We start from the raw sequence: 23,516 nt of genomic DNA on the forward strand, positions 1-23,516 counted from the left end.
GGTACCCGGGGGGCCGGAGGCGCGGGGCGGGGCGAGGTGGGTGGGGGCGATGCTGCTGGCGCCGCTCGCCGTGCTGCCCACGATGGCGTGGGGCGCGGCGGGAGCGCTGGAGGCGGTCGGCTATCCCGGCGGCTGGACGGCCGCCCGGGAGGTGATCAGGAGTGATGTCGCGCCCGGCGACGTCCTGATCCTCCCGTTCGAGTCCTACCGCCGTTTCCGGTGGAACGGGAACCGGGCCGTGCTCGACCCCGCACAACGTTTCTTCGCCGCCCCCGGGCGGGACGTGGTCGCCGCCGACACGGTGCGCGTCGACGGGATGGTGGTCGGCAGCGAGGACGAGCGGGCCCGCTCGGTAGAACGTGTAATAGCCGGTCCGTCGCCTGATCTCGCCGGAGCGGGTTTCCTGTACGTCGTGGTGGACGCGGGAACGCCGGCCGAGCTGCGGCGCTTCGCGTCATGGCTCCACGAGGCCGAGCTCCTGGTGAACACGCCTGAGCTGCGGTTGTACCGGCTCACCTGACCCCGGCGGGGCCCGGCTGAGGGCGATCATCGCTCTGATTACGTTCCCGCAAACTACTTCCGAGTAGCAAGAATTGGTTCTAGGTTAAGATCGCTCTCCCTTTCGTTCCTACGAGGAGATGGGCTCGATGATCAAAATCCTCATGGCCGCGATCATAGGAACCGCCGTGGCGGCGCTCGTGGCGACGGTCACCACCGTCACCCTCACCGGAGCCCCCGCGACGCCGGTCAACAAGCCCCTCTACAACTACGGCACACGGTAGTCCAGGCACCCATGGCGCCCTTCCGCCCAGGCAGGACGAACCCGTCACCACTGCTCGAGATCGTCGTCCCCGCGTACAACGAGGAGGGGCGGATCTTCGAAGGGCTCCTGAGCCTGTGCGCGAAGCTCGCCGGCATGCCGTTCCCCAGCGCCGTGGTCGTGGTCGACAACAACAGCACCGACGCCACGGCCGAGATCGTCAGAGCCTGGCCGTCCGGCGCGGTCCCGGTCTCCCTGACACAGTGCCCGGTTCCCGGCAAGGGAGCCGCCGTGCGCACCGGCCTGCTGCGGACCCGAGCGCCCTTCGTCGGGTTCTGCGACGCTGACATGGCCACCGATCTCGACACCATCGACGTGGCCGTGGGCCTGCTCCTGTGCGGCGAGCGGGTGGTCGTGGGGTCGCGCGCGCACCCCTTCTCCGAAGTGGACAACCGGCACAGCCGGGTCCGCGAGCTGGGCGCGGCCGTCTTCCGCAGACTGGCCCGGATGATCGTGCCCGGCGTGAGCGACACCCAGTGCGGGTTCAAGTTCTTCGACGGGCCGCTGGCCCGGGAGGTGGCGGCCGGGCTGCGCACGCCGGGGTTCACCTTCGACGTCGAACTGCTCGCCCGGTGCGCCGAGCGCGACGCGGTCCTGCGGGAGATCCCCGTACGATGGCGTGACATGCCCGGATCGCGCTTCTCCCCGGCCCGGCACAGCGCCGGCATCCTGCTCGAGCTCGGCCGCATCTGGCTGGCGCTGCGCCACGAGGCGCGGACCGCCGCCCGGCCGCTGCGGGAGCACCCGCTCGACCCCGTCGGCTCTCCGTGAACGTACGGGAGGTCGCCCGGCTGCGTGTCGCCGTGGTCAACTGGCGCGACCCGTGGCACCCCGCCGCCGGCGGCGCCGAGACCTACGCCTGGGAGATGGCGCGTCGTCTGGCCGCCCTGGGCAACCAGGTGTGTTTCGTCACCGCCCGCGCCCCTGGGCAGCGCCGGCAGGAGCACGTCGAGGGGGTGCGGTTCGTCCGCATGGGTGGTCCGTTGACCGTCTATCCCCTGGTGCTCGCCTGGGTGCTGCTCCGGCGCAGCCGGTTCGACGCGGTGCTCGACTGCCAGAACGGGATCCCGTTCTTCACCCCGTGGGTGCTGCCCCGCCGTACGCGCGTCCTGTGCGTGATCCACCACGTGCACGACCGGCAGTTCGGCGTGCACCTGCCGCGGTGGGCGGCGGCGGTCGGGAGGTTCATGGAAGGGCCGCTCTCGCGGTGGACCTACCGCCGGTACGCGAGCGTGGCGGTGTCGCCCTCGACCGCGGCCGCGATGCGCGATCGGCTGCGGTGGACCGGGCCGATCCACCTCGTCCCCAACGGCGTGCACGAGCCGGTGGTGGCCGCCGGCCGCAGTCCCGCGGCGCGCCTGGTCTGCGTGGGCCGGCTGGTCGCGCACAAGCGCGTCGATCTGCTCATCGACGCGGTGGCGCAGCTCAGGGAACGCCGCCAGGACCTGCACGTGGACATCATCGGCCGCGGGCCCGACGAGGCGCGGCTGCGCGACCGGCTGCCCGAGGGCGTCACCCTGCACGGCCACCTGCCGGAGGAGGCCAAGCAGCGGCTGGTCGCCGGCGCGTGGCTGCACGTGACCGCCTCGCAGGGCGAGGGCTGGGGGTTGTCCGTGCTGGAGGCCGCGGCCCTCGGCGTCCCGACGGTCGCCTTCGACGTGGACGGGCTGTGTGACGCGGTACGGCACGGCGAGACCGGCTGGCTCCTGCCCGAGGGGACGGACCTCGCCAAGGGCGTGGCCGCGGCCCTCGACGAGCTGGACGGCGCGCAGGGCGACGCCTACGGCGAGCGGTGCCGCGCCTGGGCGGCCCGGTTCCGCTGGGACCGGAGCGCCAACCGCATGCTCGCCCTGCTCCAGGGCCGCGCCGCCGCCCCCGGCCACGAGGAGCCGTGGCCGTGACACGGAGCCGGCAGAGCAAGGCCCGGGAGGCGACGGGCGGGAAGGCCGCGAAGGGCACCGCGGCGGGCGGGAAGGCCCCTGCGGGCGGCGCCGCCGACCTGGTGGTGAGCGTGCGGGCGCGGCACCGGCTGTGGCTGGCGATCTGCTGCCTCGGCCTGGCCGTGCTGGCGTTCACCACCGAGCCGGGCCGGATCATCTCCGACACCAAGATCGACCTCGCGCTCGACCCGATCGGCTGGCTGGAGCGGGCCACCCACCTGTGGGACGTCCAGCACTTCGGGCAGTTGCAGAACCAGATCGCGGGCTACCTGTTCCCGATGGGCCCGTTCTTCGCGCTCGGCGAGGTGGCCGGGCTGGACGCGTGGGTGACGCAGCGGCTCTGGCTGACGCTGCTGATGTGCGTGGCCTTCCTCGGCGTGGCCCGGCTGACCCGCCGGCTCGGGATCGGCACTCCGGGCGCCCGGATCGCCGCCGCCCTGGCCTACGCGCTGGCCCCGCGGGCGTTGTCCATCCTCGGCGAGATCTCGATCGAGTGGCTGCCCGCCGCGACATTGCCGTGGATCCTGCTCCCGCTGCTCACCGCCGCCGAGACCGGCCGGCGCGCGAGGGGGGCGATCAGGTCGGCGCTGGCGGTGGCGTGCTGCGGAGGCGTGAACGCGGCGGCGGTGCTGGCCGTGCTCGTCGTCCCGGTCCTGTACGTGCTGACGCGCCCGGCGCCGGTGCCGCGCGCGCGGCTGCTCGGCTGGTGGGCGGCGGCGGTGTCGGTGGCCACGCTGTTCTGGTGGCTGCCGCTGCTGCTCGTCGGGCGGTACGCGTTCTCGTTCCTGCCCTACACCGAGACGACCGCGGCCACCACGCAGGTCACCTCGCTCACCAACGTGCTGCGCGGCGCCGCGGACTGGGTGCGCTACCTGCCGGTCGGCGGGGTGGCCGAACAGCCGCCCGGCTACGCCATCGCCACGTCGGCCGCGATGGTGCTGGTCACCGGCCTGATCGCGGCGCTCGGCCTGGCCGGGCTGGCCCGGCGCGACCTGCCCGCCAGGGGCTTCGTCGTCGCGGTGTTCCTGGTGGGCGCGGCGGCGATGGTCGCGGGGCACGCGAGCGCGCTGGAGCCGGTCGTGGCCGAGCCGGTGCGGTGGCTGCTCGACGGGCCGCTCGCGCCGCTGCGGAACCTGCGCAAGTTCGACCCGCTGGTGCGGCTGGCGCTGGCCTTCGGGCTGGCCCACCTGCTGGCGGGGGCGCGGCTGCGGTTGCGGGCGGTGGCCGTGGCGGCTTTCGCCGCGCTCGTCCTGCCGGTCTTCGACCAGGGCCTGGCCGCGCCCGGCTCGTTCAAGGAGGTGCCGCTCTACTGGAAGGAGGCGGCGGCCTGGGTCAACGAGCACGCGGGCGACGAGGGGGTGCTGGTCGTGCCCGGCGCCAAGTTCGGCGAATACCTCTGGGGCCGGCCGATGGACGACCCCATGCAGCCGCTGTTCCAGGCCCGCTGGACCACCAGGCAGGTGGCGGCGGCCGGGTCGGTCGGCCTGACCCGGCTGCTCGACGTCGTCGACCAGCGGCTCGCCGCCGGGCACGGCTCCGCCGGGCTGACCGAGGTGCTGCGCAGGATGGGCGTGCACCACGTACTGGTGCGCAACGACCTGATGCGTCAGCACCTCCAGGGCGCCTGGCCGAGCCGGATCCACGAGGCGTTGCGCGAGTCGCCGGGCATCACGAAGGTGCGCTCGTTCGGCGGCGAGGTGGGCGACACGGCCGGGGACGACGTGGTGGAGACGGTCGACTGGCCGCATCCGGCGCTGGAGCTGTACCACGTGGCGGGCGCGTCGGAGCCGGTGAGCGTGCAGCCCGCCGACCAGGCCGTGCGGGTGCGCGGCGGCCCGGACTCGCTGCTCACCATGGCCGACCAGGGCCTGCTGGGCGACGGTCCTGTGCTGGTCAACGACGACGGGCACCCGTACGAGGCGCCGGTGGTGGTGAGCGACGCGCTGCGGTTGCGCGAGCGGCAGTTCGGCGAGATCCGGTCGAACTGGACGCCCACCCTGCCCGCCGACAGACGCGCCGACTTCACCGGTGTCAGGAAGCTGGACGTGCTGGAGGACGCCTGGCTGGACGACACCGCCACCGCCGCGTACGACGGCGTCTCCGGCGTCAGCGCCTCCTCCTCCGTCGCCGACGCGGGCGCGGTCCCCGGCCTCAGCAGCGCGGCCCGCGGCCCGTGGGCGGCGCTGGACGGCGATGCCGGCACCGGCTGGGAGAGCGGTGGCTGGGAGCCGCCTGAGGGCGAGTGGCTGCGCGTGGACCTGCCGCGCAGGCTCGCGGTCCCCCGGTTCATGGTCACCTTCACCGACAACGTGCTGCTCGGCCAGACGGTCGAGCGCGTGGCCGTGGTCACAGAAGGCGGACGCCTGGAGCAGGACGTGGGCCCGCCCGGCACGCCGCAGTGGCTGCGTACGCCGCCGGGACGGACGAACTGGGTGCGGATCGAGGTGCTGGCGACGTCCGCCAAGCCGTGGAGGTTCGGCGAACGGGTCGGCATCTCCGAGGTCGCGATCCCGGGTGTGACGCCCGGCCGGAGCATCCGCCTGCCCGGCGCGGGGGAGGCGTACGTGATGGACTCGGGGCTCGACGCGCGCCCGGCCTGCATGCGCGGCAGGGACCGGTGGATCTGCAACCCGACGCTGGCCAGGCCGGGTGAGGAGGGCGCCGGGTTCGACCGGTCGTTCACGGCCGAGGCCGAGCGTACGGCGGACGTGCGGGGCTCGGCGGTGCTGCGCGACCCGGCGCTGGTCGAGCGCTACACCCGGCTCGGCGGCGATCTGACCTCCGTGACCGGCTCGTCCCAGATGGGGGAGGACGCCGTGGTCGCCCCGAGGGCGGCGTTCGACGCCGACGCGAGCACCACCTGGGTCCCGGCCGGTCACGACACCCGCCCGGCCCTCACGATCGGCTGGGCGAAGCCGCGGCGCGTCTCGCAGATCCAGGTCGCCCGACCGGGCGGCGACCAGGGGCGGCTCGACGTCATTGTCATGGGGGACAAGGGCCGGGTACGCACCGGCACCGTGGACGAGGACGGTTTCCTGCGCTTCAAGCCGGTCACCACGAAACGGCTCAAGCTACGCTTCTTCCCCGTCTCCGAACGGCTGCAGATCACCGAGCTGGTGATCCCCGGCGTCAGCCCGGCGAGCCGGCCGGTCGGCATCCCCTTCCGGCTGCCGTGCGGGATGGGGCCGAAGCTCGAGGTGAACGGCGCCGCCGTGCCGACCAAGGTCACCGGCACCCACGCCGACCTGCTGGAGCAGCGGCCGGTGACGGTCACCGGCTGCTCCGGGGCCGAGCTGGCGGCCGGTGACAACCGGGTGCGCGTGGCCGGCTGGGAGCCGTTCGCCGTCACCGAGCTGGTGATCGGCGAGCCGCCCGCGCTTCCCCGTCGTGTTGAGGGCCAGGCCGTGGCCCGCTCGTGGACGCCGGCGGAGCGGCAGGTCCAGGTGACCGCGCCCAAGGACACGTTCCTGGTCGTCAACGAGAACTACAACACGGGCTGGCGGGCCACGATCGACGGCAGGACCCTCACCCCGGCGCGGCTCGACGGCTGGAAGCAGGCGTGGGTGGTGCCCGCGGGCACCTCGGGCGTGGTCCGGCTCGAGTACGTGCCCGACGGGCTCTACCGCACGGCCCTGGTCCTCGGGCTGGCCGGCATCGGCCTGCTCGGGCTGGCCGCGCTGGTGCTGCGCGGCCGGGGCCCTGAGCACATGTGGCACACGGCTCCTGCGGCGGCCACGCGCCTGGCGCGGTGGCGGGCGCCGTACACGATCGTGCTCGCGCCGGCCTTCGGCGGCTGGGTGGCGGGCTGGCCGGGCGTGCTCGTGGCGATCGCGGCCGCCGCCCCGGCGCTCCGGCCGGGGGCCAGGCCCGCCTGGGCCCGCCACGCGCCCGCGGGGTTGTTCGGGGTGGCGACGCTGAGCCTGGCCGCGGCCATGGCGCTGCGTGAGCAGGGGCTGGAGGTGGCGTGGCTCGCCGACCAGGTCCCGCAGCTGGCCGCCGTCGCCGCCGTCGGCGCGCTGGCCGGCGGACTCGTCACAGGGCGGGAGCCGCCTGCTGAGGAGGCGGTGGCCCCGGTGGAGGGGCGGGCGCTCGCCCGAGCCGACTGAGCCGCAGCGCGTTCGCCTCCACGAGGTGGTAGGTGGCGGCGCTCAACGGCGCCGTGACGACGAAGGTGACGAGCGCCACCCGGACGAAGCCGCCCGCGAACATGGGGGTGCCGGTGAGCTTGTAGTAGAGCGTGATCACGGGCGCGTGCCAGAGGAAGAAGCTGTAGGAGATGCGGCCCATGTAGGCCATGACGGGGTTGCCCAGCACCCGGTACGCGAGCGAGCCGGGCCCGAGGCCGAGCACGAAGGGGGTGACGACCAGCACCGCCACCGACGCCTCCAGCGCCATGCGCCACAGAGCCTGCGACAAGGTGGGCAGCGTCAGCGTACGGGGCCCGGCCAGTTCCGTGCTCAGCACCGCGTACAGCAGCAGGGCCAGCACCAACGACTGCGGAGCGAGCGCGGCGACGGCGGCGCTGCGGCCGATCCACACCGACAACACCGCCAGGGCCATCCCGGCGGCGAAGAAGATCAGGTGGTGGGGCAGCCAGAGCGCGAACTGCCGCTGGTCGAAGGCGTCCGCGGCGACCACGCTGGCCACGGAGACCAGAGGCAGCACGGCGATGCCCGCCAGCAGCCTGACCGGCCTGTCGCCTCCGCGCGCCCACCGGTGCAGCAGCCAGGCGAGCACCGGCAGCAGCACGTAGAACGCGGCCTCGACGGGCATCGTCCACATCTGGTAGAGGCCGTCGGCGGCCTGCCGGTCCTCGGCGTAGTTCTGCAGCAGGAAGATCCACGCGAGCCGGTCGGCCAGGTCGGGCGCGCTCCACAGCAGCAGGACGGGCACGGTGACCAGCCAGTAGGCGGGCAGCACCCGCAGGGCCCTGCGCCACAGGTAGCGGCCCGTCCGCGGCGGCGCCGCGCCCTCCAGCACGGCCCTGGCCCACGGCCGGTACAGCAGCAGGCCGGAGAGCAGGAAGAAGACCGGCACCGCGATGCCCAGGCGGCTGGCCATCCAGGCGACCATGCCGTCCTGGTGGACGACGTTGGTGTGGCCGCCCACGTGCAGCACCCACACGCCGAGCGCGGCCAGCGCGCGGATGCCGTCGAGGGCGGGGTTCCTGCCGTTCAGGGCCGTTTGCGCAGGACCAGGGCCAGATTCCACGTGGCGAACTCCCTAACGATCGGCACCTGTAACACCGGGCGGCACCACCAGGGCAGGTAGCGGGGCAGCGCGTCCACGACCTGGAGGTCCTCGCGTGAGCGGGCCCAGCGCAGGCCGCCGGCCACGGAGACCGGATGGAGGGTCCGCCCGTAGTGGTTCTTGGGCGGCCGGCCGTGTCCGGCCTCCCACCGGCGGGCAGCCCGCTCGCCCCCCAGATAGTGCCAGGGCGAGGTCTCGTGCCCGCCCCAGGGGGACAGCCAGTTGGTGTACGCCAGGAAGAGCAGGCCGCCCGGCCGGGTGACCCGGGCCATCTCCGCCGCCATCCGCCACGGACGTGGAACGTGTTCCAGCACGTTGGAGGAGAAGCAGACGTCGACGGACCCGTCGGCGAAGGGAAGGTCGAGCGCGCTGCCCAGCACGCCGCCGGACGCGCCCGTGCCGGTGAGCTCTCCCGCGTCGACGTCCACGCACGCGCAGCGGGCGCCCGCGCGACGGAACGCCGCGGCGAAGTAGCCGGGGCCGCCGCCCACGTCCAGCACGGTCTTACCGTCGAGGCGGGTGTAGTGACCCAGCAGTGCCGCGGTGTCCTCGGCGAGCGTGGTGTAGAAGGCCTCGGGCGCGCTCTGCTCCGACCTGAATGCCCGGAACAAGGCCAATGACCGGGCCAGATCACCGTGCATGCGCTTGTGTCCGGGCACTGCAGAAGTCTGTACGAGAACGTGTTCGGCTGTCTAGAAGATCGTGGCGCCCGCCGAACCCCCCCAGCTCACGCCCAGCGTGACGTCGGCCGAGAGCATACGCTCGTGCAGCCGCTGGACGAAGTGGGTGGGGTCGATCCCGGCACTGTCGATCAGCAGCCGGCGTAACTGCTGGTAGGTGCCGAGCGCCTCGATCTGCCGGCCGTCGAGGTAGAGGGCGAGCATGAGCTGGGCCCAGAGCCGTTCCCTGGGCTTGCCGGGGTTCATCACCGAGTGCAGGCGATCGATGGAGTCGGCGTACGCGCCGCGTGCGATCAGCAGGTCCACCAGTTCGGTCACCACGCTGACGCGCTGCTCCTCGAGACGGTCGGACTCGTCGCGCAGCGCCCTGAGCGTGCGGGAGTCCTGCAGCGCCCGGCCGTTCCAGGTGCGCAGGGCCTGGTCGAAGCGGTCCCAGGCGGTGATGTGGTCGTTGTGACCGAGGGCCTGGTGGCCTTCGCGGGCCAGTTGCCTGAAGCGGATGACGTCCAGGTTGCCGGCGTCGGCCGTGACGCGGTAGCCGTTGGAGACGGTGTCGATCGGCGCCGCGGCGGGGTCGTGCGGCGAGATCGACCTGCGCAACTCCCATATGTAGGTCTTCAGGTTGCCGAACGCCGAGGCGGGTGGCGTGCCGTCCCAGAGCCGCTCGATCAGCGCCTCGGTCGGCACCGGGGAGTTCGCCTGGAGAAGCAGCAGCGCGAGCAACTGACGGTGTTTGGGGCGTAACGCGAGTTGGCCCCCGGTGCTCGGGCGGACGCTGACGTTGCCGAGCAGCTGAAAAGTGGGGCGGCGCACGTGGGCCGTGGGTTCCTGGTCCTGGGGACGCGGCGACGGCGGGGTGAGCACAACACCTCTCCTTTATCGCAAGCCGAAAGTCCGGATTACGTCGGGCCCGTCTGTGGACGGCGACGTGAGAGAGGCCGGAATGCCTGCGAGTAGTGGGAATTGTGCTCTGCGTGGTTGGCGCAGCATCCAGTGCAGACCTTCGGCCCCGATGGAGGAATTTGCTGTAAACCCAACCGCTCGTGAAGATATCCGCCACCCTGTCGCCGGTCAAGATCTTGTTGTGTTCCGGTGCGTATGGTAGCAAGCGCTTGCCAGGGAAAAGGCCCTACCGTAACAGCCCGTTCTCGACACGGATGAGCGGCGGGGGAAAACACACGGGTGAAAGTCAGCGGCGCTGTCCGCGCCGGGCGTTGAGGAGAAACTCCCGCGCATCGGGATACCCCCTCGTGTGAGCGCCTCCGTCCACCATGAGCAGGTCGCCGGTGATCCACGACGAATCGTCCGAGGCCAGGAAAAGGGCGGCGGGCGCGATGTCGGCGGGCTCGCCCATGCGGCCCAGCGGCGTGGCGGCGACGAACCCGTCGCGCAGCGGCGGCTCGGTGAGCGTCGCGGACAACGGGGTGGGCACCACCCCCGGGGCCAGCGCGTTCACCCGGATGCCCGCGGCTCCCAGCTCCATCGCGGCGACCTGGGTGAACATCTCCACGCCCGCCTTGGCGGCGCAGTAGGCGGCGAAACCCTCGGCGGGCCGGCGCGCGGTGAGCGAGGCGATGTTCACGATCGACCCGCCGCCCGTCATGCGCCGGGCCTCGTGCTTGACGCTGAGGAAGACGCCGGTAAGGCAGACGTCCACGACCCGGCGCCACTCACGCAGCGTGAGCCGGGCGATCGGCCCGAAGGCGCTCACGCCCGCGGAGTTCACGCAGACGCGCGGCGGGCCGAAGGCGCGCACGGCGGCGTCCAGGCTCCGTTCGAGCGGGACCTCCTCGGTGACGTCGGCGGACGCGGCGAAGGCCCGCTCACCGAGCTCGGCGGCGCGGGCGCGGACCCCTTCGTCGTCGCTGTCGATCAGCGACACCGCGGCCCCCTCGGCGTGGAACAGCCTGGCGATCTCCCAGCCGATGCCCGAGGCGGCTCCGGTGACCACCGCGTGGCGGTCCGTCAGACGGCTCACGAGCACCCCCGGCGCAGGCACGGCCGGGAGCGGCCCGTCAGACGGCCGGCCGCCGAACAGACACGTAAGGGGCCCATCAGGTGCCCGGCCGCCAGACCGGCTCGTCGAGATCGAGGCCGACGCCGGCTCCCCACCGGTTGCGGTAGCTGACCTGCGAGGCGGGACGCCGGACGGCGACGTCCCAGCGGCCGGTGGGATAGCCGAAGGTGACCATGCACGACGGCCGCCAGCCCTCCGGCTTCGGCACGCCCAGGATCCGCATCGTCGCCGTCGGATGGTAGATGCCGAGCACGGTGGTCAGCGTGCTGCCCACGCCGTGCGCGCGGGCGGCGAGCTGGGCGCTCCACACGGCCGGAAAGACCGAGGAACCCGAGGTGTCCGTCGAGAAGGCGAACAGCAACAAGGGATACGTCTCGAAATTGTCCGCCAGATATCGGGCGGAGGTCAGAAAACGCCGGCCGTCCGTTTCCCCGGCCGTGCGGACGAGCTCCTTGTAAGGGCCCGCGAAGAGCCTGGCGAGCGCGTCACGGTAGAGCGGGGCGAACTGCTCCTTCACCGCCTGGTCGTCCACCAGCACGAATCGGTACTTCTGCTCGTTGCCCGCGCTGGGCGCGCGTACGGCCGCGTCGAGAATGCTCCGCTGGACCTCGTCGGGAACAGGGTCCGGCTTCACCCTCCGCATGGCGCGTGTCGTGTACAGCGCCTCGAAGATATCCACACCGACGGATGCTAACGGCGAAACAGCGGCCTTTCCTGGGCGTGTACCGGTGTGTGGACCTGATGTGTATGTGGCGTGGACCCTCCATGGATCATCCAGCTCCATTCTGTAGCGCGGGAGGAATTCATGGGCATAAGGAAATCGCACCGCATCGCAAGTGTGGCCTTCGGTGCCGCGCTTGTCGCAGGTTCCACGCTCTACTCGGCCCCGGCCCACGCCGCCGTCGTCACCACGCCGGTGACGCTGGCCTGCCAAGCCGACTGGCCCTTCGACGGGATCGTCTTCACCACCTCGCAGACGATCACGTCGAACACACCCACGTCCGTCCAGCGTCGCGCCACGTTCACGGGCACCGGAACGTCGGCCCCGTACACCGTTCCCACGGAGGTGAGCGGCGCCCCGATCACCGAGCTGCGCGACTTCACCCTCTCGCTGCAGTTCAGCGGCCCCGCCAGCGTGACAGGCGCGAGCCTGTCGGGCGGCTCCAACATCGGCTCAGGTGTTCCGACGGTGACCACCACCACCAACAGCGTGACGCTCAAGGTGCCCGGGCCGCTGACCGCCGGGACGACCGTGACCATGCCGCAGATCAGGATCAACGCCACCGCGGCCAACACGACCGGAACCGTGCAGATGAAGGTCAAGGGCACCAGCTACACCGATCCCGGGCTGCGCGTCACCGCCGTGGTGCCGTTCGACCCCGATCCGATCGTCGCCCCGTCGGGCTGTTATCCCTCGCCCAGCCCCGTCCTGGCCTCCATCGCCGTCACCTAGCCACGCCGCGGAGACGCCGTGCCGCCCGCTGCGCCGGGCGGCACCGGCAGGCCCGCACTTCGAGCACGAGAGGAGTCCCGATGCTCTTCCCAGCGGGCACGGTGGCCCTGGTCACCGGTGGGGTCAAGGGGATCGGCCGGGCCGTCTCCGTGGACCTGGCCCACGAGGGCGCGGAGGTGATCGCGACCTACCGGCAGGACGAGGAGGCCGCCAAGGAGACCGTCCGGCTCATCGAGTCGGCGGGCGGGCGGATCACCGTGGTCAAGGCCGACGCCTCCGACGAGGAGTCGGTCCGCGAGTTGTTCCGGGGGATCAGGCAGACGTACGGCCGCCTGGACGTGCTGGTGTCCAACGCCGGCATCGTCAAGGACCGCCACCTCATCACCATGAGGACGGAGACCCTGCGCGAGGTCCTGGACGTCAACCTGACAGGCACCTTCCTGTCCTGCCGGGAGGCCGTCCGGTTGATGGAGCACAACCGCAGCGGCTCCATCGTCACCATCTCCTCGGCCGCCGGCGTCTACGGAGGCCAGCCGGGGCAGACGAACTACGCCGCCTCCAAGGGAGGCATCATCGCCTTCTCCAAGACCCTGGCGACGGAGGTCGGCCGGCGCGGCATCAGGGTCAACGTGGTGGCTCCCGGGTTCGTGGAGACGGACATGACGCACGGAATCTCCCCGGCCCGGCGCGAACACTACCGCTCCAAGATCGGCCTGGGCCGGCTGGGGCAGCCCGAGGAGATCGCCTACCTGGTGAGCTTCCTGGCCTCCAGCCGCGGCTCGTACATCACCGGCTCGGTTTTCGACGTACATGGCGGCGGCTTCGTGGTCGGTGACCTTCCGTAGCCGGTGCAGCACCCAAGAGGAGTACAGAGCATGGACATTCAGGAGATGCGCGCGGAGGTCGAGCGCCGACGCGCGACCTGCTCCCGCATCAAGGAAATGATCGTCACGCGCCTGGACCTGACGATGGACCCGGAGTGGATCACCGACGACCAGTCGCTGTTCGGGCGCGGGCTGGAGCTCGACAGCCTCGACTTCCTCGAACTCGCCGTCGGCATCGAGGTGGAGTTCGGGGTGGCCCTGTACGAGAGCCAGATCTCGGTGTTCGGCTCGGTGAGCACCCTGGCCAACTCGGTCGAGCCGGAGCTGCGGCGCAGCAGCCGGCAGGCCGAGCTCGAACTGCAGGCATGACAGACCCCGCGGCCCCGCTCGCCCTCGACTGCGACCAGATCGCCCGGCTCCTTCCGCACCGCTGGCCGATGCTCATGCTCGACGCGGCGCGCGAGGTTGTTCCGGGCGTCAGCGCGGTCGGGGTGAAGAACGTCACCGCCGACGAGCCGTGGTGCGCCGGCCACTTCCCGGGCAAGGTCGTCCTGCCCGGCGTCCTCGCGGTCGAGGCGATGTGCCAGCTCGCGCTGCTGACCTGCGCGGTCGAGCGGGCCGGCCGCGGAGAGGGCGCAGGCGTCGACGGCTATCTCACGAGCCTGCGCAACGTCAGGTTCCGCAAGATGATCGTGCCGGGCGACCAGCTCATCCTCAGGGTCGAGCACATCGCCGGCGCGAACGGGGTCAGCGAGTTCCGCGGCGAGGGCAAGGTCGCGGGCGACGTCGTCGTCACCGGCGTGCTCACCGCCGCCTACTCCGAGCGCCCCTCCAGCAACGCACGTACGACCTCGGTAGGAGGCAGCAGATGACCACCGTGACGCACGGCACGTCACCGTTACGAGCGGTTCACCCCGACACCGCCGAATATCAGACCATGGCCGGGGTGGAGGCCGTCTGGCGGATGGCCGATCCACGTGAGGAGCCGGACAAAGAGTACGAGAGCCTGCGTGACGGCGTCGGTCTCATCGACTGGGGCACCTGCCGCCTCGTCGAGGTGCGCGGGGACCATGTGGAGTGGTTGCAGCGCCTGCTCACCAGGGATGTGGAATATCTGGCCGGGGAGCGTACGGTCTGCAGCCTGGTCCTGGACGAGGCGGGCAGGGTGGTGGACATCGTCACCGTCTACGGCCGGGACGGCGGCGTGCTGCTGGAGAGCTCGGTCGGCGGCGGCGAGCGGCTGTGGGCGCACATGACCGCCTGCGCGGACGACGGGGTGGAGCTCGTCGACCGCAGCGGGGAGCTGACGGTCGTCGGCCTGGAGGGCCCGAGCGCCTGGCGGATCATCTCGCACGTCTTCGGCGAGGGCCTGTCCATCATGCCGTACGAGTCGACGGCCGACACGGAGTTCGACGGCAGGCCGGTGCTGCTCGCCCGTACCGGTGTCACCGGCGAATACGGTTACAAGGTCATCGCCGACCACGACACGGCGCGTGCCTTCTGGAAGAGCGCCTCCGTGGACGCCACCCCCGTGGGTCTGGAGGCGGTGGAGACGGCCATGCTGGAGGTCCGGCAGCCGATCATGCAGCGTGAGGTGAGCGACGAGTTCGGCGTGATCGCGCAAGGGCTGAACTGGCTGGTCGACTCCGGCAAGGAGTCGTTCACCGGCCGCGCGGCGATGATGGCCGAGTTCGAGGGCGGCGCGGCCGTCCAGACGATCGGTTTCGCCGGCTCCCCGGACGCGACACCGCCGCCGCGCGGCGCCCGGGTGCTCGCGGACGGCCGGCCCGTCGGCTCCGTGGTGCACGCCGTCGTCAGCGGCCGGCTGGGCGCCGTCCTCGGCCTGATGCGGATCGAGGTCTCGCTCGCTGCCGCCGGGCTGCCCTTCACGGTCGACCACGAGGGCGGGCTGGAGGTCGAGACGCTCAACACGCCGTACGTCCGCCCCAAGAGCTGGATCACCCCGATCTCCTAGGAAAGGGCCACCGGTGGAGTTTCATTCCGTTGCCGTGACCGGTCTCGGGATCGTCTGTTCGGGCGGCAGGGATCCCAAGGAGTTCTGGGTGCGGCTGTTGTCGGGACAGAGCGCGATCACCCCCATACAGGATCCGGCGTACGCGGTCTTCGACTCCGCGTACGCCGGCCAGATTCCCGACGAATGGCTGCTCGACCAGCTCGCGGGCGCGGACCTGGAGCTCGACAGGGACTCGCGGATGGGCCTGGTGGCCGCGCGGCAGGCCATCGCGCACGGGGCGCTGGACCCGGGCGGGACGGACGGCGAACGGTTCGGCGTCGTCCTCGGCAGGTGCGTGGCGGCACGCAAGACCCGCAACGCGCGAGGTGAATGGAACTACCGGCCCATGCACGCCTCGCTCGACCTCATCGCCCAGCGGATCGGGGCGCTCGGCCCGCGGATCCTGGTCAGCACCGCCTGCGCGGCCGGCGGCAACGCGGTGGGTCTGGCCAGGGACAAGATCGTGACGGGAGAGGCGGACGTCATGCTGGCGGGCGGGCTGGACCCGCTGCTCTTCGACGTGACGGCGGGTTTCAACGGGCTGCAGGCGCTCAGCCCCGGCCCGACGCGCCCCTACAGCAGGTCCGACGGGCTCAGCCTGGGCGAAGGGGCGGCGTTCCTGCTGCTGGAGTCGGAGGAGCACGCGCTGCGCAGGGGAGCCGTGATCCTCGCCGAGGTGGCCGGCTACGGATTGTCGGCCGACGCCCACCACCCGACCGCCCCCGACCCGACGGGCCGTGGCGGTGCGAGCGCCGTGCGGCGTGCGCTGGGCGAGGCCGGGCTGGGGCCCGGTGACGTCGACTACGTCTGCGGCCACGGCACCGGCACCCCCGCCAATGACGCGATGGAGCGCAAGGTGATGCGCACCGTCTTCGGCGAGCGGGCTCCCCAGGTGCCGATCAGCAGCGTCAAGTCGTTCGTCGGGCACACGCTCGGCGCGTCGGGCGCAATCGAGGCGCTGGCCGGCGTGCTCGCGCTGAGCGAGGACACGGTGCCGCCCACCGCCGGGTTCGACCAGGCCGACATCGACGCCGCCGACCTGGACTTCGTACCGAACCTGCCGCGCGCCGCCCGGGTCGACGTCGTGGTCTCCAACAACTACGCCTTCGGCGGCAACAACGTCTCGGTCGTCCTGCGCAAGCCGCGTGGCGGCGGGCGCGCGGTCCGAGGGCCGCGGCCGGCCGTGATCACGGGGCTCGGCCCGGTGTCCGCGCTGGGCGTGGGCGTGCCGCAGTGGCGTGCCGCCCTGGCCGAGGGCAGATCCGGCATCGCGCCCGTCACCGCCTTCGACACCTCCTGGCACCCCGCCGGCGCGGGCGCGCAGGCGCCGTCGCTCGACGGGCGGTCCTACGCGCCCAGGAACGTGTGGCGGCACATGAACAACCTGTCCAGGCTCTCCACCGCGGCCACCCGGCTGGCGTGGGAGGACGCCGGGCTGGCGCTGCGCAGGTCGGACCTGGACGAGGTCGGCCTGGTCTTCGCCACGGCCGGCGGTTCCACCGAGGCCGTGCAGGGCTTCGACCGCAGTGTGGCGAAGGACCCCAGGCACACCTCGGTCCTCGACTTCTCCAGCGTCGTGCTGAACGCCACCGGCGGGGCGGTCTGCCAGGCGCTGGGGCTGCGCGGCGAGACCACCACCATCTGCCACGGCGGTGTGTCGGCCTCGCTGGCCCTGGACTGCGCGCTGGAGCTGATCGCGGCGGGCAAGGCCGAGGTGGTCGTGGTGCTGGCCGCCGACGGGTTCAACGAGCCGATGTACCGGGCGATGGCCGCGGGCGGCGTCCTGTCCGAGACGGGTTCGGCCCGGCCCTACGACCGCGCACGGGACGGGATGGTGCCGGGCGCCGCCGCCGTCGCGGTGGTGGTGGAGTCGGCCGAGCACTGCGACGCGCGCGGCGGCGTGCCGTACGCGCGGGTGCTGAGCACGGCGCACGCCAGGCGCGGGCCCGCCGGGGAGGCGGCGGCGGTGGAGCGCGGCCTGGCCGCCGCGGTCCGGCGCGGCGGCCGCGAGCCGGACCTGGCCGTCGGGATCGCCGACGGCAGGCCGCAGGACGCGGCGGAGGCGGAAGCGCTCGCCGCCTGCCTGCCGGACGCGCTGGTGACCGCCCCGGCGGCACTGACCGGCGACTGCCAGGCCGCCTCCGGCGTGATGAACCTCGCGGTGGCGGCCCTCGCCGTGCGCGAGGGAATCGTCCCGCCGGTGAACGGGCTCGCCGAGCCCGAGATCGGCGCGCGGTCCCGGTACGTCACCAGCCCCGGTGTGACGGCGGACGTGGCCGCGGCCGTGGCGCTGACCGGCGCGATCGGGTCCGTCCGCGGGGCCGTACTCCTCGGAGGGCCGGCATGACGGTCGCGTCCCTCTTCGACCTGGGCGAGGTCGACCGGCTGCTGACGACCACGCGCTCGGTGCGCAGGCGCCTGGACGTCGAGCGGCCGGTGCCGGCGGAGGTGGTGCGCGAGGCGCTGGAACTGGCCGTGCAGGCGCCCACCGCGCAGAACCTCCAGCACTGGCGGTGGATCGTCATCACCGAGGAGAAGGTGCGGCTGGGCGTCGCCGAGCAGTTCCGCCAGGCGCGGTGGCTGGACCGTTACCGGGGGACCCGATCCCGCAGGGGCCGGCGGGAGGCGGAGAGCCGGCGCCTGCAGGACTCGGCCGACTCCGTGGTGGAGCTCATCGCCAAGGTCCCGGTGCTGGTCGTGCCCTGCATGGTGGGCAGGCCGCCGGACATCGGCAGGATCGACGCCGACTGGACCGGGCGCGGCTACCGGTTCGACCCCGACGACATCCGCTCGCGCTCGCGCATGGGCGCGATGATGGCCAGCAACTTCTACGGCTCCATCTACCCGGCCATCTGGTCCTTCCAGCTCGCGCTCAGAAGCCGGGGCCTCGGCAGCACCATCACCTGCATGAACCTGATGTTCCCCGGCCCGTTCGCCGAGCTGCTCGGCCTCCCCGAGGTCGTCACGCCGATCTGCGTGCTGCCGGTGGCCTACACCCTCGGCACCGACTTCCGGCCCGCCCCCAGGGTCCCGGCCGGCGAACGTACCTTCTGGAACCGCTGGGGGATCGAGGAGGCGCCATGAGCCACAGCGTGGAAGTGGTCAAGGTCAACGGCCTCGACCTCGCGGTCACCGTCGCGGGCGAGGGGCGGCCGGTCATCCTGCTGCACGGGTTTCCCGACTCGGCGGCGCTGTGGCGGCACCAGATCCCCCGGCTGGTCGCGGAGGGCTACCGGGTCATCGCGCCGGACCTGCGCGGGTTCGGCGCCTCGTCGAGGCCGGCGGACGTGGCCGCGTACCGGCTGCCGATGGCGGTCAGCGACGTGGCCAAGGTCGCGGCGCTCTTCGCCGGCGGGCGGGCCCACGTGGTGGGACACGACTGGGGTGCCGCGGTGGCCTGGATGTACGCCTCCATGATGCCGGCCAAGGTGGACCACCTGGTCGCCCTGTCGGTCGGGCACCCGGCGACCGGCCTGTCGCCGTCCGTGGAACAACGGGCCAGGTCATGGTACGTGCTGCTGTTCCAGTTCCCCGACGTGGCCGAGGAACTGCTGCGGGCCGACGACTGGCGGCTGATGCGGCAGATCGTGGCCGGGGAGGGCGACGTCGAGCGTTACGTGGCCGACCTGGCCCGCCCGGGGGCGCTGACGGCGGGCCTCAACTGGTACCGGGCCAACCTGGCGCCCGCTCTCGAACTGACCCCCGCCAGGGCCACGCTGCCCGTCCACGCGCCCACGCTCGGTGTCTGGTCGTCGGGCGACCGGCTGATCACCGAAGAGGCCATGACCGGCTCCGCCCGCTTCGTCCGCGGTCCGTGGCGGTACGAGCGGATCGACGGCGCGGGCCACTGGATACCGCTCGACGCGCCGGGCCTGCTCGGCGACCTGCTGCTGGACTTCCTCGGCAGCCACGAGAGCGTGCTGCCCGCAGCCGGCCGTCGCCGCCGCTTCTAGAAGGAGGACCGATGCTCGCATGCTTCTTTCCCGGGCAGGGCACGCTGCGCGTGGGCATGGGCCGGACGTTCCGCCGTCATCCGGCCGCCATGGCGGCTCTGGCGGAGGCCGGAGACGTGCTCGGCAGGGACCTGGCCGCTCTGTGCGCGCAGGGGCCGCAGCAGGCGCTGATCAGCACCGAGAACGCGCAGCCCGCGGTGACGGCGTGCAACCTGGCGGCGCTGGCCGCGCTCAGGGCCACCGGGCTGGAGCCGGACGTGGTCGCCGGGCACAGCGTGGGCGAGCTGAGCGCGCTGCACGCGGCGGGCGTCCTGGACTTCGCGGCCACGCTGCGGCTGGTGGAGGCCCGCGGGCGGATCATGGCGCGGGTCCGGCGGGCCGGCGTGATGTCGGCGGTGCTCGGCCTGACCCCGGCCGAGGCGGCGGAGCTCGTGGCGCTCGCCGGCCCCGGCGGCTCCCTGGCCGTGGCGATCGAGAACGGGCCCGACCACGTCGTGGTGTCCGGCTCTCCGGACGCGATGGACCGCTTCGGCGTGCTGGCCATGGACAGGGGAGCGCGGAAGGTGACGCCGCTCAGCGTGAGCCACGCCTTCCACAGCCCGCTCATGTCGGAGGTGGCAGGGGAGTGGGCGGAGCGGGTGGCGGCCGAGCGGCTGCGCCCGCCGCAGTGTCCGGTGCTGCTCAACGCCACCGGCCGGCCGGCGACCGGCACGGAGGAGATCAGGCGGGGGCTGACGGCCCAGCTCACCGGCCGGGTCCTGTGGGCCGGGGCGCTGCGCGCCGCCGCCGGGCTGGGCGTGCGGGACTGCGTCGAGGTGGGTGACAGCAGGGCGCTGACCGGCCTGGCCAGGGCCGCCGGGCTGCGCTGCGTGAGCATGTCCGACCCGGCCTGGCCGAGGAACGTCGCCCGCCTGCGCCCGGCCGGACCAGCCGTGCTCGCGGCACGCCCGGCCGCCCCCGGCCTGCGGGAAGCGGGCGTGCGGGAAGCGGGCGTGCGGGAAGCGGGCGTACGGGAAGCGGGCGTACGGGGATCGGGCGCGCGGGAAGCGGGCGTGCGGTGAGCGGGGCGGGTCTGGCGGTCACGGCCGGGCCTGTGGTCGCGGCCGGGGCGGGGCGATGGGCGTGCGCGCGGGTCGACCTCGGTGGGATGAGCGAGCCCGCCGCGCTCGTACGGCCGCTCGCCCTGGAGGAGGTCTTCACCCGGCAGGAGCGGATGCGTTCGGCCGCCCGGTCCACGCTCGCCTCGTGGGGCGGCAGGCTCGCGGCCAAGCACGCGGTGACCACGGCGCTCGGCCACGACACGCCGCCCGCCCCGCTGACCGGCGTGGAGATCCTGCCCTCGGTCCCGCCCGGCTGCCCGCGCGGGCACGCCTGTCCGCACGGCCACCCGCCGCGGGTCACGCTCGGCGCGGGCTACGCCGAGCGGGCGGCCGGCGCTGGCGTGACGGGGATCCAGGTGTCGGTGAGCCACACCTCGCGGGTCGCCGTGGCGGTGGCCCTGGTGACCTGGACTACGGACGGAGGGTGAGTGGTGGACGCGCAGGCAGCCGCCATCCTGCACATGGATGCGTGGAACGGCAACGACCCAGCGCGGGTCGCGGCCACGGCCGACCGGTTCGACGCTCCGGGCACCGAGGGACCCGTGTCGGGGCAGGAGCTGCGGGCGCACGCCGCCGCGCTGTTCGAGGCGTTCCCGGGCCTGAAGTTCGGCATCGACGCGCAGGCGGCGGGGCCGGACCACGTGGTGCTCTCCTGGACGCTGCACGTCCAGCATCTCGGCCGTTATCTCGGCGCCAGGCCGAGCGGCGCGACCGCCACGATCAGCGGCACCGACGTGGTGCGCTGCGACGGCGACCAGGTGCGGGTGCTGCGCGCCTTCGACCGGGTCTCGCTGCTCGACAGGCTCGGCATCCGGGTCGTGGTGTCGCCCCCGGAGATGCACGGCTGGCGCTACGGGCTCGGCTCGCGCCTGGCGGGCGCCGGGGCCGAGCGGCCGGGCGTGCTGGTCATGACCCGCCTGGACGTCGCCGACGAGCAGCAGGAGGAGCAGGTCAGCATGCTCAGCCTGGCGGTGGGCGCGAGCCTGCGCAACGCCCGCGGTTTCCTCGGCGCCACCACCACGATCGTCGGCGGCCACATCTACACGATGAGCGCCTTCGACCGTCCCGAATCCGTCCGCGCCGTGAACATGAAGCCGCACCAGCGGGCCGTGCGGCGCTTCTACCGTTCCGGGCTCTGCACGGCCGGGACGGTCAGCGTGTGGAGCCCGGTGCGGCTCATGGAGGCCGTACGCTGCCCGGCCTGCGGCGTGCTGAGCGAGGACAGGACCGGCACTGGCTTCGAGCGGGGCTGCGCGTGCGAGTGGACCCCGCGCGGACGCCCATTTCTCTGAACCGAGGAGCGACCATGAACGGCTTCACCCTGGAGCACCTGCCCGGCACCCGCACCGGCCCGACGATCGTGCTGATGTCGGGCATGTTCGCCGGGGACTGGATGTGGGACGACCAGTTCCGCGCCTTCGCCGAGGACGGTCGTCCGGTCGCGCGCGTCGTCGAGGCGATCGCCATGCGGCCGGAGGTCTCGGGCACCATCCCCAAGGTGCGGGCGGCCCTGGAGAAGGCGTGCGCCGCCGCCGGGATCGACGACATGATCGTCTGTGGTGCCTCCATGGGGGCGGCCGTCGCGATGGACCTGGCGGTCGGCGTACCGGAGCGGGTCCGGGCGCTGGTGCTGACCGGCACTCCCGGCCTGTCGCCCGACCCGAACCTGGGCATCAAGAACGACCACCCCCAGGGCCGGACGATGTTCACGGCGGACTACGGCGAGCGCCTGGTCTCGTCCCTCTTCCACGGCGGCCGCGCGGCGCTGACCGACGAGCAGTACGAGAAGACCAAGCAGATCTTCGAGTGCCGGGAGGGCATCCTGGGGGTCAGCCGGGGCATCAAGGCGATGCGGCGTTACGACATGCGGGCCGCCCTGCGGCAGGTGCGCTGCCCGGTGCTCAACCTCTGGGGGGCTCACGACCTCACCACCCCGGTCGAGTCGTGGGCCGAGGTCGCCGAGACCCACTCCAACCACCGCCTCGTGGTGATCGAGGACTCCGGCCACGTGCCCATGGTCGAGAGCCCGCAACGCTACACCGAGATCATGCGCGACTTCGCCGCCGAGTTCGACCTGGCCCACGGTCCCGCCGCGTCATGAACGTGCTCATGGGCGTGGACGCCCTCCAGCCGGATCGGGTCGAGCGGGCCATGGCCCGCTGGGGCGCGGCCTACTCCGCGAAGGTCTGCTCGGAGGCCGAGCTGTCGGAGTGGGGCAGCCTGCCCGGTGGCGTGGCCGCCTGCCTGGCGGTGAAGGAGTGCCTCATCAAGGCCGTCGGCGGCAGGACGTACCCGTTCGACTGGCATGGTCTGAGCGCCGGCGGCCCGGCCTGCCCGGCCGCGCGGGACCTGCTGGAGGACGCCGGCCGCGCGTTCGGCGCGGCCACCGGCGCGGGGACCACGCGGCTGACGGGCTGTGCCGTGCCGGCGCGCGGGCTGCGCGGCGCGGCCCTGTGGGGCCACAGCGGCGATCACATCGTGGCCATGGCGGTGCTCGTCGAGGAGGGTACGTGCTGAGCGCGGCGCTGGAGTGCGAGGGGCTGGTGAAGAGGTACGGCAGCCTGCTCGCGGTGGACGGGCTGAAGTTCTCGGTGACCGAAGGGGAGGCGTACGGGCTGCTGGGCCCGAACGGCTCGGGCAAGTCGACCACGATCGGGATGGTGGTCGGCGTGCTGATCCCGGACAGCGGCACGGTGCGGGTGCACGGCCACGAGATGGCGCGTCACCCGCTGCGAGCCAAGCGGCTCGTCGGTTACGTGCCGCAGGAGGTGGCGCTCTACCCCGACCTGACCGGGCGGGAGAACCTGCGCTACTTCGGCAGGCTGTTCGGCCTGCGGGGGCAGCGGTTGCGCCGGCGGGTGGCCGAGGTGCTCGACGTCGTGGGCCTGGCGGACCGGGCGGACGAGCGGCTGGGCACGTACTCGGGCGGCATGCAGCGCCGCGTCAACATCGCGGCCGGCCTGGTGCACGAGCCGAAGGTGCTGGTGCTGGACGAGCCGACGGTCGGCGTGGACCCGCAGAGCCGCAACGCCATCCTGGAGAGCGTCGAGCGGCTGGTCGCCGAGGGCACGACCGTGCTCTACACCTCCCACTACATGGAGGAGGTCGAGCGGGTCTGCGACCGGGTCGGCATCATCGACCGGGGCCGGATCATCGCGGAGGGGCGGCCGGAGGAGCTGATGGCCACCCTCTCGCCGGGCGGCCGGGCCGAGGTGGAGGTCGACGGGGACGTGCAGGCCGCGGGCGTGGCGGTCGCCGCGCTTCCCGGGGTGGCCGTGACCGTGGCCGAGCACCGCCCGCGGCTGCTCCTGGTCACCTGGACGGAGGGCGCCGACCGGCTGCCCGACGTGCTCCAGGCGCTGAACGGCGTGGCCGCCGTCGTCAGGACCGCCGCGGTGCGACCGAGCCTGGAAGAGGTCTTCCTGCACCTGACCGGCACCTCGTTGCGCGACTGATCGGACTGTG

23 protein-coding genes and 1 pseudogene are annotated in these 23,516 nt (G+C 72.9%); 19 read left to right on the forward strand and 5 right to left on the reverse strand.

Annotation, left to right across the window (positions count from 1 at the left end):
- The 5 genes and pseudogenes from E1295_RS25990 to E1295_RS26005 all read left to right on the forward strand — a co-directional run.
- Nucleotides 1-520 (forward strand): annotated as a pseudogene (locus E1295_RS25990) (hypothetical protein); the annotation flags it as partial.
- A gap of 127 nt (nt 521-647) precedes the next feature.
- On the forward strand, nt 648-782 hold the full coding sequence (locus E1295_RS51940) for a hypothetical protein (protein WP_269128883.1): 135 nt from the start codon (nt 648-650) through the stop codon (nt 780-782).
- Nucleotides 783-793: 11 nt separating this feature from the next.
- Nucleotides 794-1,591: a glycosyltransferase gene (locus E1295_RS25995; protein WP_132633585.1), complete on the forward strand. Its 798-nt coding sequence runs from the start codon at nt 794-796 to the stop codon at nt 1,589-1,591.
- Nucleotides 1,588-2,721 (forward strand): glycosyltransferase family 4 protein, encoded by a 1,134-nt coding sequence (locus tag E1295_RS26000; RefSeq protein ID WP_246080357.1) that lies wholly within the window; start codon nt 1,588-1,590, stop codon nt 2,719-2,721. The genes E1295_RS25995 and E1295_RS26000 overlap by 4 nt, the downstream gene beginning before the upstream one ends.
- On the forward strand, nt 2,718-6,866 hold the full coding sequence (locus E1295_RS26005) for an alpha-(1->3)-arabinofuranosyltransferase domain-containing protein (protein ID WP_166427417.1): 4,149 nt from the start codon (nt 2,718-2,720) through the stop codon (nt 6,864-6,866). Before E1295_RS26000 ends, E1295_RS26005 begins: the two co-directional genes overlap by 4 nt.
- On the opposite strand, the gene E1295_RS26010 is transcribed toward E1295_RS26005, so the two are convergent.
- The 5 genes from E1295_RS26010 to E1295_RS26030 form a co-directional block, all read right to left on the reverse strand.
- Nucleotides 6,793-7,971 (reverse strand): acyltransferase family protein, encoded by a 1,179-nt coding sequence (locus E1295_RS26010; RefSeq protein ID WP_132633589.1) that lies wholly within the window; start codon nt 7,969-7,971, stop codon nt 6,793-6,795. The two genes, E1295_RS26005 and E1295_RS26010, sit on opposite strands and share 74 nt — an antisense overlap.
- Nucleotides 7,935-8,651, reverse strand: coding sequence for a class I SAM-dependent methyltransferase (locus tag E1295_RS26015; RefSeq protein WP_132633639.1), 717 nt, complete (start codon nt 8,649-8,651; stop codon nt 7,935-7,937). Before E1295_RS26015 ends, E1295_RS26010 begins: the two co-directional genes overlap by 37 nt.
- A 51-nt stretch (nt 8,652-8,702) precedes the next feature.
- Nucleotides 8,703-9,554, reverse strand: a complete 852-nt coding sequence (locus E1295_RS26020) for an AfsR/SARP family transcriptional regulator (protein WP_132633591.1) — start codon at nt 9,552-9,554, stop codon at nt 8,703-8,705.
- Nucleotides 9,555-9,879: 325 nt separating this feature from the next.
- The gene (locus E1295_RS26025) at nt 9,880-10,668 is read right to left on the reverse strand and encodes an SDR family NAD(P)-dependent oxidoreductase (protein WP_220448892.1); all 789 of its coding nucleotides are present in this window, start codon (nt 10,666-10,668) and stop codon (nt 9,880-9,882) included.
- A gap of 76 nt (nt 10,669-10,744) precedes the next feature.
- Nucleotides 10,745-11,386 (reverse strand): nitroreductase family protein, encoded by a 642-nt coding sequence (locus E1295_RS26030; protein ID WP_132633593.1) that lies wholly within the window; start codon nt 11,384-11,386, stop codon nt 10,745-10,747.
- A gap of 126 nt (nt 11,387-11,512) precedes the next feature.
- Between E1295_RS26030 and E1295_RS26035 the strand changes: the two genes are divergently transcribed.
- The 14 genes from E1295_RS26035 (at nt 11,513) to E1295_RS26100 (ending at nt 23,506) form a co-directional block, all read left to right on the forward strand.
- On the forward strand, nt 11,513-12,160 hold the full coding sequence (locus tag E1295_RS26035; RefSeq protein WP_132633595.1) for a hypothetical protein: 648 nt from the start codon (nt 11,513-11,515) through the stop codon (nt 12,158-12,160).
- Nucleotides 12,161-12,240: 80 nt separating this feature from the next.
- Nucleotides 12,241-13,005: a 3-oxoacyl-ACP reductase FabG gene (gene fabG, locus E1295_RS26040; protein WP_132633597.1), complete on the forward strand. Its 765-nt coding sequence runs from the start codon at nt 12,241-12,243 to the stop codon at nt 13,003-13,005.
- A gap of 30 nt (nt 13,006-13,035) precedes the next feature.
- Nucleotides 13,036-13,353 (forward strand): acyl carrier protein, encoded by a 318-nt coding sequence (locus tag E1295_RS26045; protein ID WP_132633599.1) that lies wholly within the window; start codon nt 13,036-13,038, stop codon nt 13,351-13,353.
- Nucleotides 13,350-13,856: a 3-hydroxyacyl-ACP dehydratase FabZ gene (gene fabZ, locus E1295_RS26050; protein ID WP_132633601.1), complete on the forward strand. Its 507-nt coding sequence runs from the start codon at nt 13,350-13,352 to the stop codon at nt 13,854-13,856. Before E1295_RS26045 ends, fabZ begins: the two co-directional genes overlap by 4 nt.
- Nucleotides 13,853-14,959 carry an aminomethyltransferase family protein gene (locus E1295_RS26055; RefSeq protein WP_132633603.1) on the forward strand — a complete coding sequence of 369 codons (1,107 nt, stop codon included), beginning with the start codon at nt 13,853-13,855 and terminating at the stop codon, nt 14,957-14,959. The genes fabZ and E1295_RS26055 overlap by 4 nt, the downstream gene beginning before the upstream one ends.
- 34 nt (nt 14,960-14,993) lie before the next feature.
- The gene (locus E1295_RS26060; protein WP_246080359.1) at nt 14,994-17,345 is read left to right on the forward strand and encodes a beta-ketoacyl-[acyl-carrier-protein] synthase family protein; all 2,352 of its coding nucleotides are present in this window, start codon (nt 14,994-14,996) and stop codon (nt 17,343-17,345) included.
- Nucleotides 17,342-18,082 carry a nitroreductase family protein gene (locus E1295_RS26065; RefSeq protein WP_132633607.1) on the forward strand — a complete coding sequence of 247 codons (741 nt, stop codon included), beginning with the start codon at nt 17,342-17,344 and terminating at the stop codon, nt 18,080-18,082. Before E1295_RS26060 ends, E1295_RS26065 begins: the two co-directional genes overlap by 4 nt.
- Nucleotides 18,079-18,951, forward strand: coding sequence for an alpha/beta fold hydrolase (locus tag E1295_RS26070; RefSeq protein ID WP_132633609.1), 873 nt, complete (start codon nt 18,079-18,081; stop codon nt 18,949-18,951). The genes E1295_RS26065 and E1295_RS26070 overlap by 4 nt, the downstream gene beginning before the upstream one ends.
- A gap of 11 nt (nt 18,952-18,962) precedes the next feature.
- Nucleotides 18,963-20,012 carry an ACP S-malonyltransferase gene (locus E1295_RS26075; protein ID WP_132633611.1) on the forward strand — a complete coding sequence of 350 codons (1,050 nt, stop codon included), beginning with the start codon at nt 18,963-18,965 and terminating at the stop codon, nt 20,010-20,012.
- Entirely contained in the window at nt 20,009-20,479 is a 471-nt protein-coding gene (locus E1295_RS26080; RefSeq protein ID WP_220448893.1) for a holo-ACP synthase, read from the forward strand. Before E1295_RS26075 ends, E1295_RS26080 begins: the two co-directional genes overlap by 4 nt.
- 3 nt (nt 20,480-20,482) lie before the next feature.
- Complete coding sequence (locus tag E1295_RS26085) at nt 20,483-21,343, forward strand: ester cyclase (RefSeq protein ID WP_132633613.1); 861 nt, start codon at nt 20,483-20,485, stop codon at nt 21,341-21,343.
- Nucleotides 21,344-21,357: 14 nt separating this feature from the next.
- On the forward strand, nt 21,358-22,152 hold the full coding sequence (locus E1295_RS26090) for an alpha/beta fold hydrolase (protein ID WP_132633615.1): 795 nt from the start codon (nt 21,358-21,360) through the stop codon (nt 22,150-22,152).
- On the forward strand, nt 22,149-22,568 hold the full coding sequence (locus tag E1295_RS26095; RefSeq protein ID WP_132633617.1) for a holo-ACP synthase: 420 nt from the start codon (nt 22,149-22,151) through the stop codon (nt 22,566-22,568). The genes E1295_RS26090 and E1295_RS26095 overlap by 4 nt, the downstream gene beginning before the upstream one ends.
- A complete protein-coding gene (locus E1295_RS26100) occupies nt 22,562-23,506 on the forward strand; it encodes an ABC transporter ATP-binding protein (RefSeq protein WP_246080360.1) in 945 nt (314 codons plus the stop codon). Before E1295_RS26095 ends, E1295_RS26100 begins: the two co-directional genes overlap by 7 nt.
- The last annotated feature ends 10 nt before the right edge of the window (nt 23,507-23,516 follow it).

The organism is Nonomuraea mesophila (assembly GCF_004352805.1).
GTDB classification, from domain to species: Bacteria; Actinomycetota; Actinomycetes; order Streptosporangiales; family Streptosporangiaceae; genus Nonomuraea; species Nonomuraea longispora.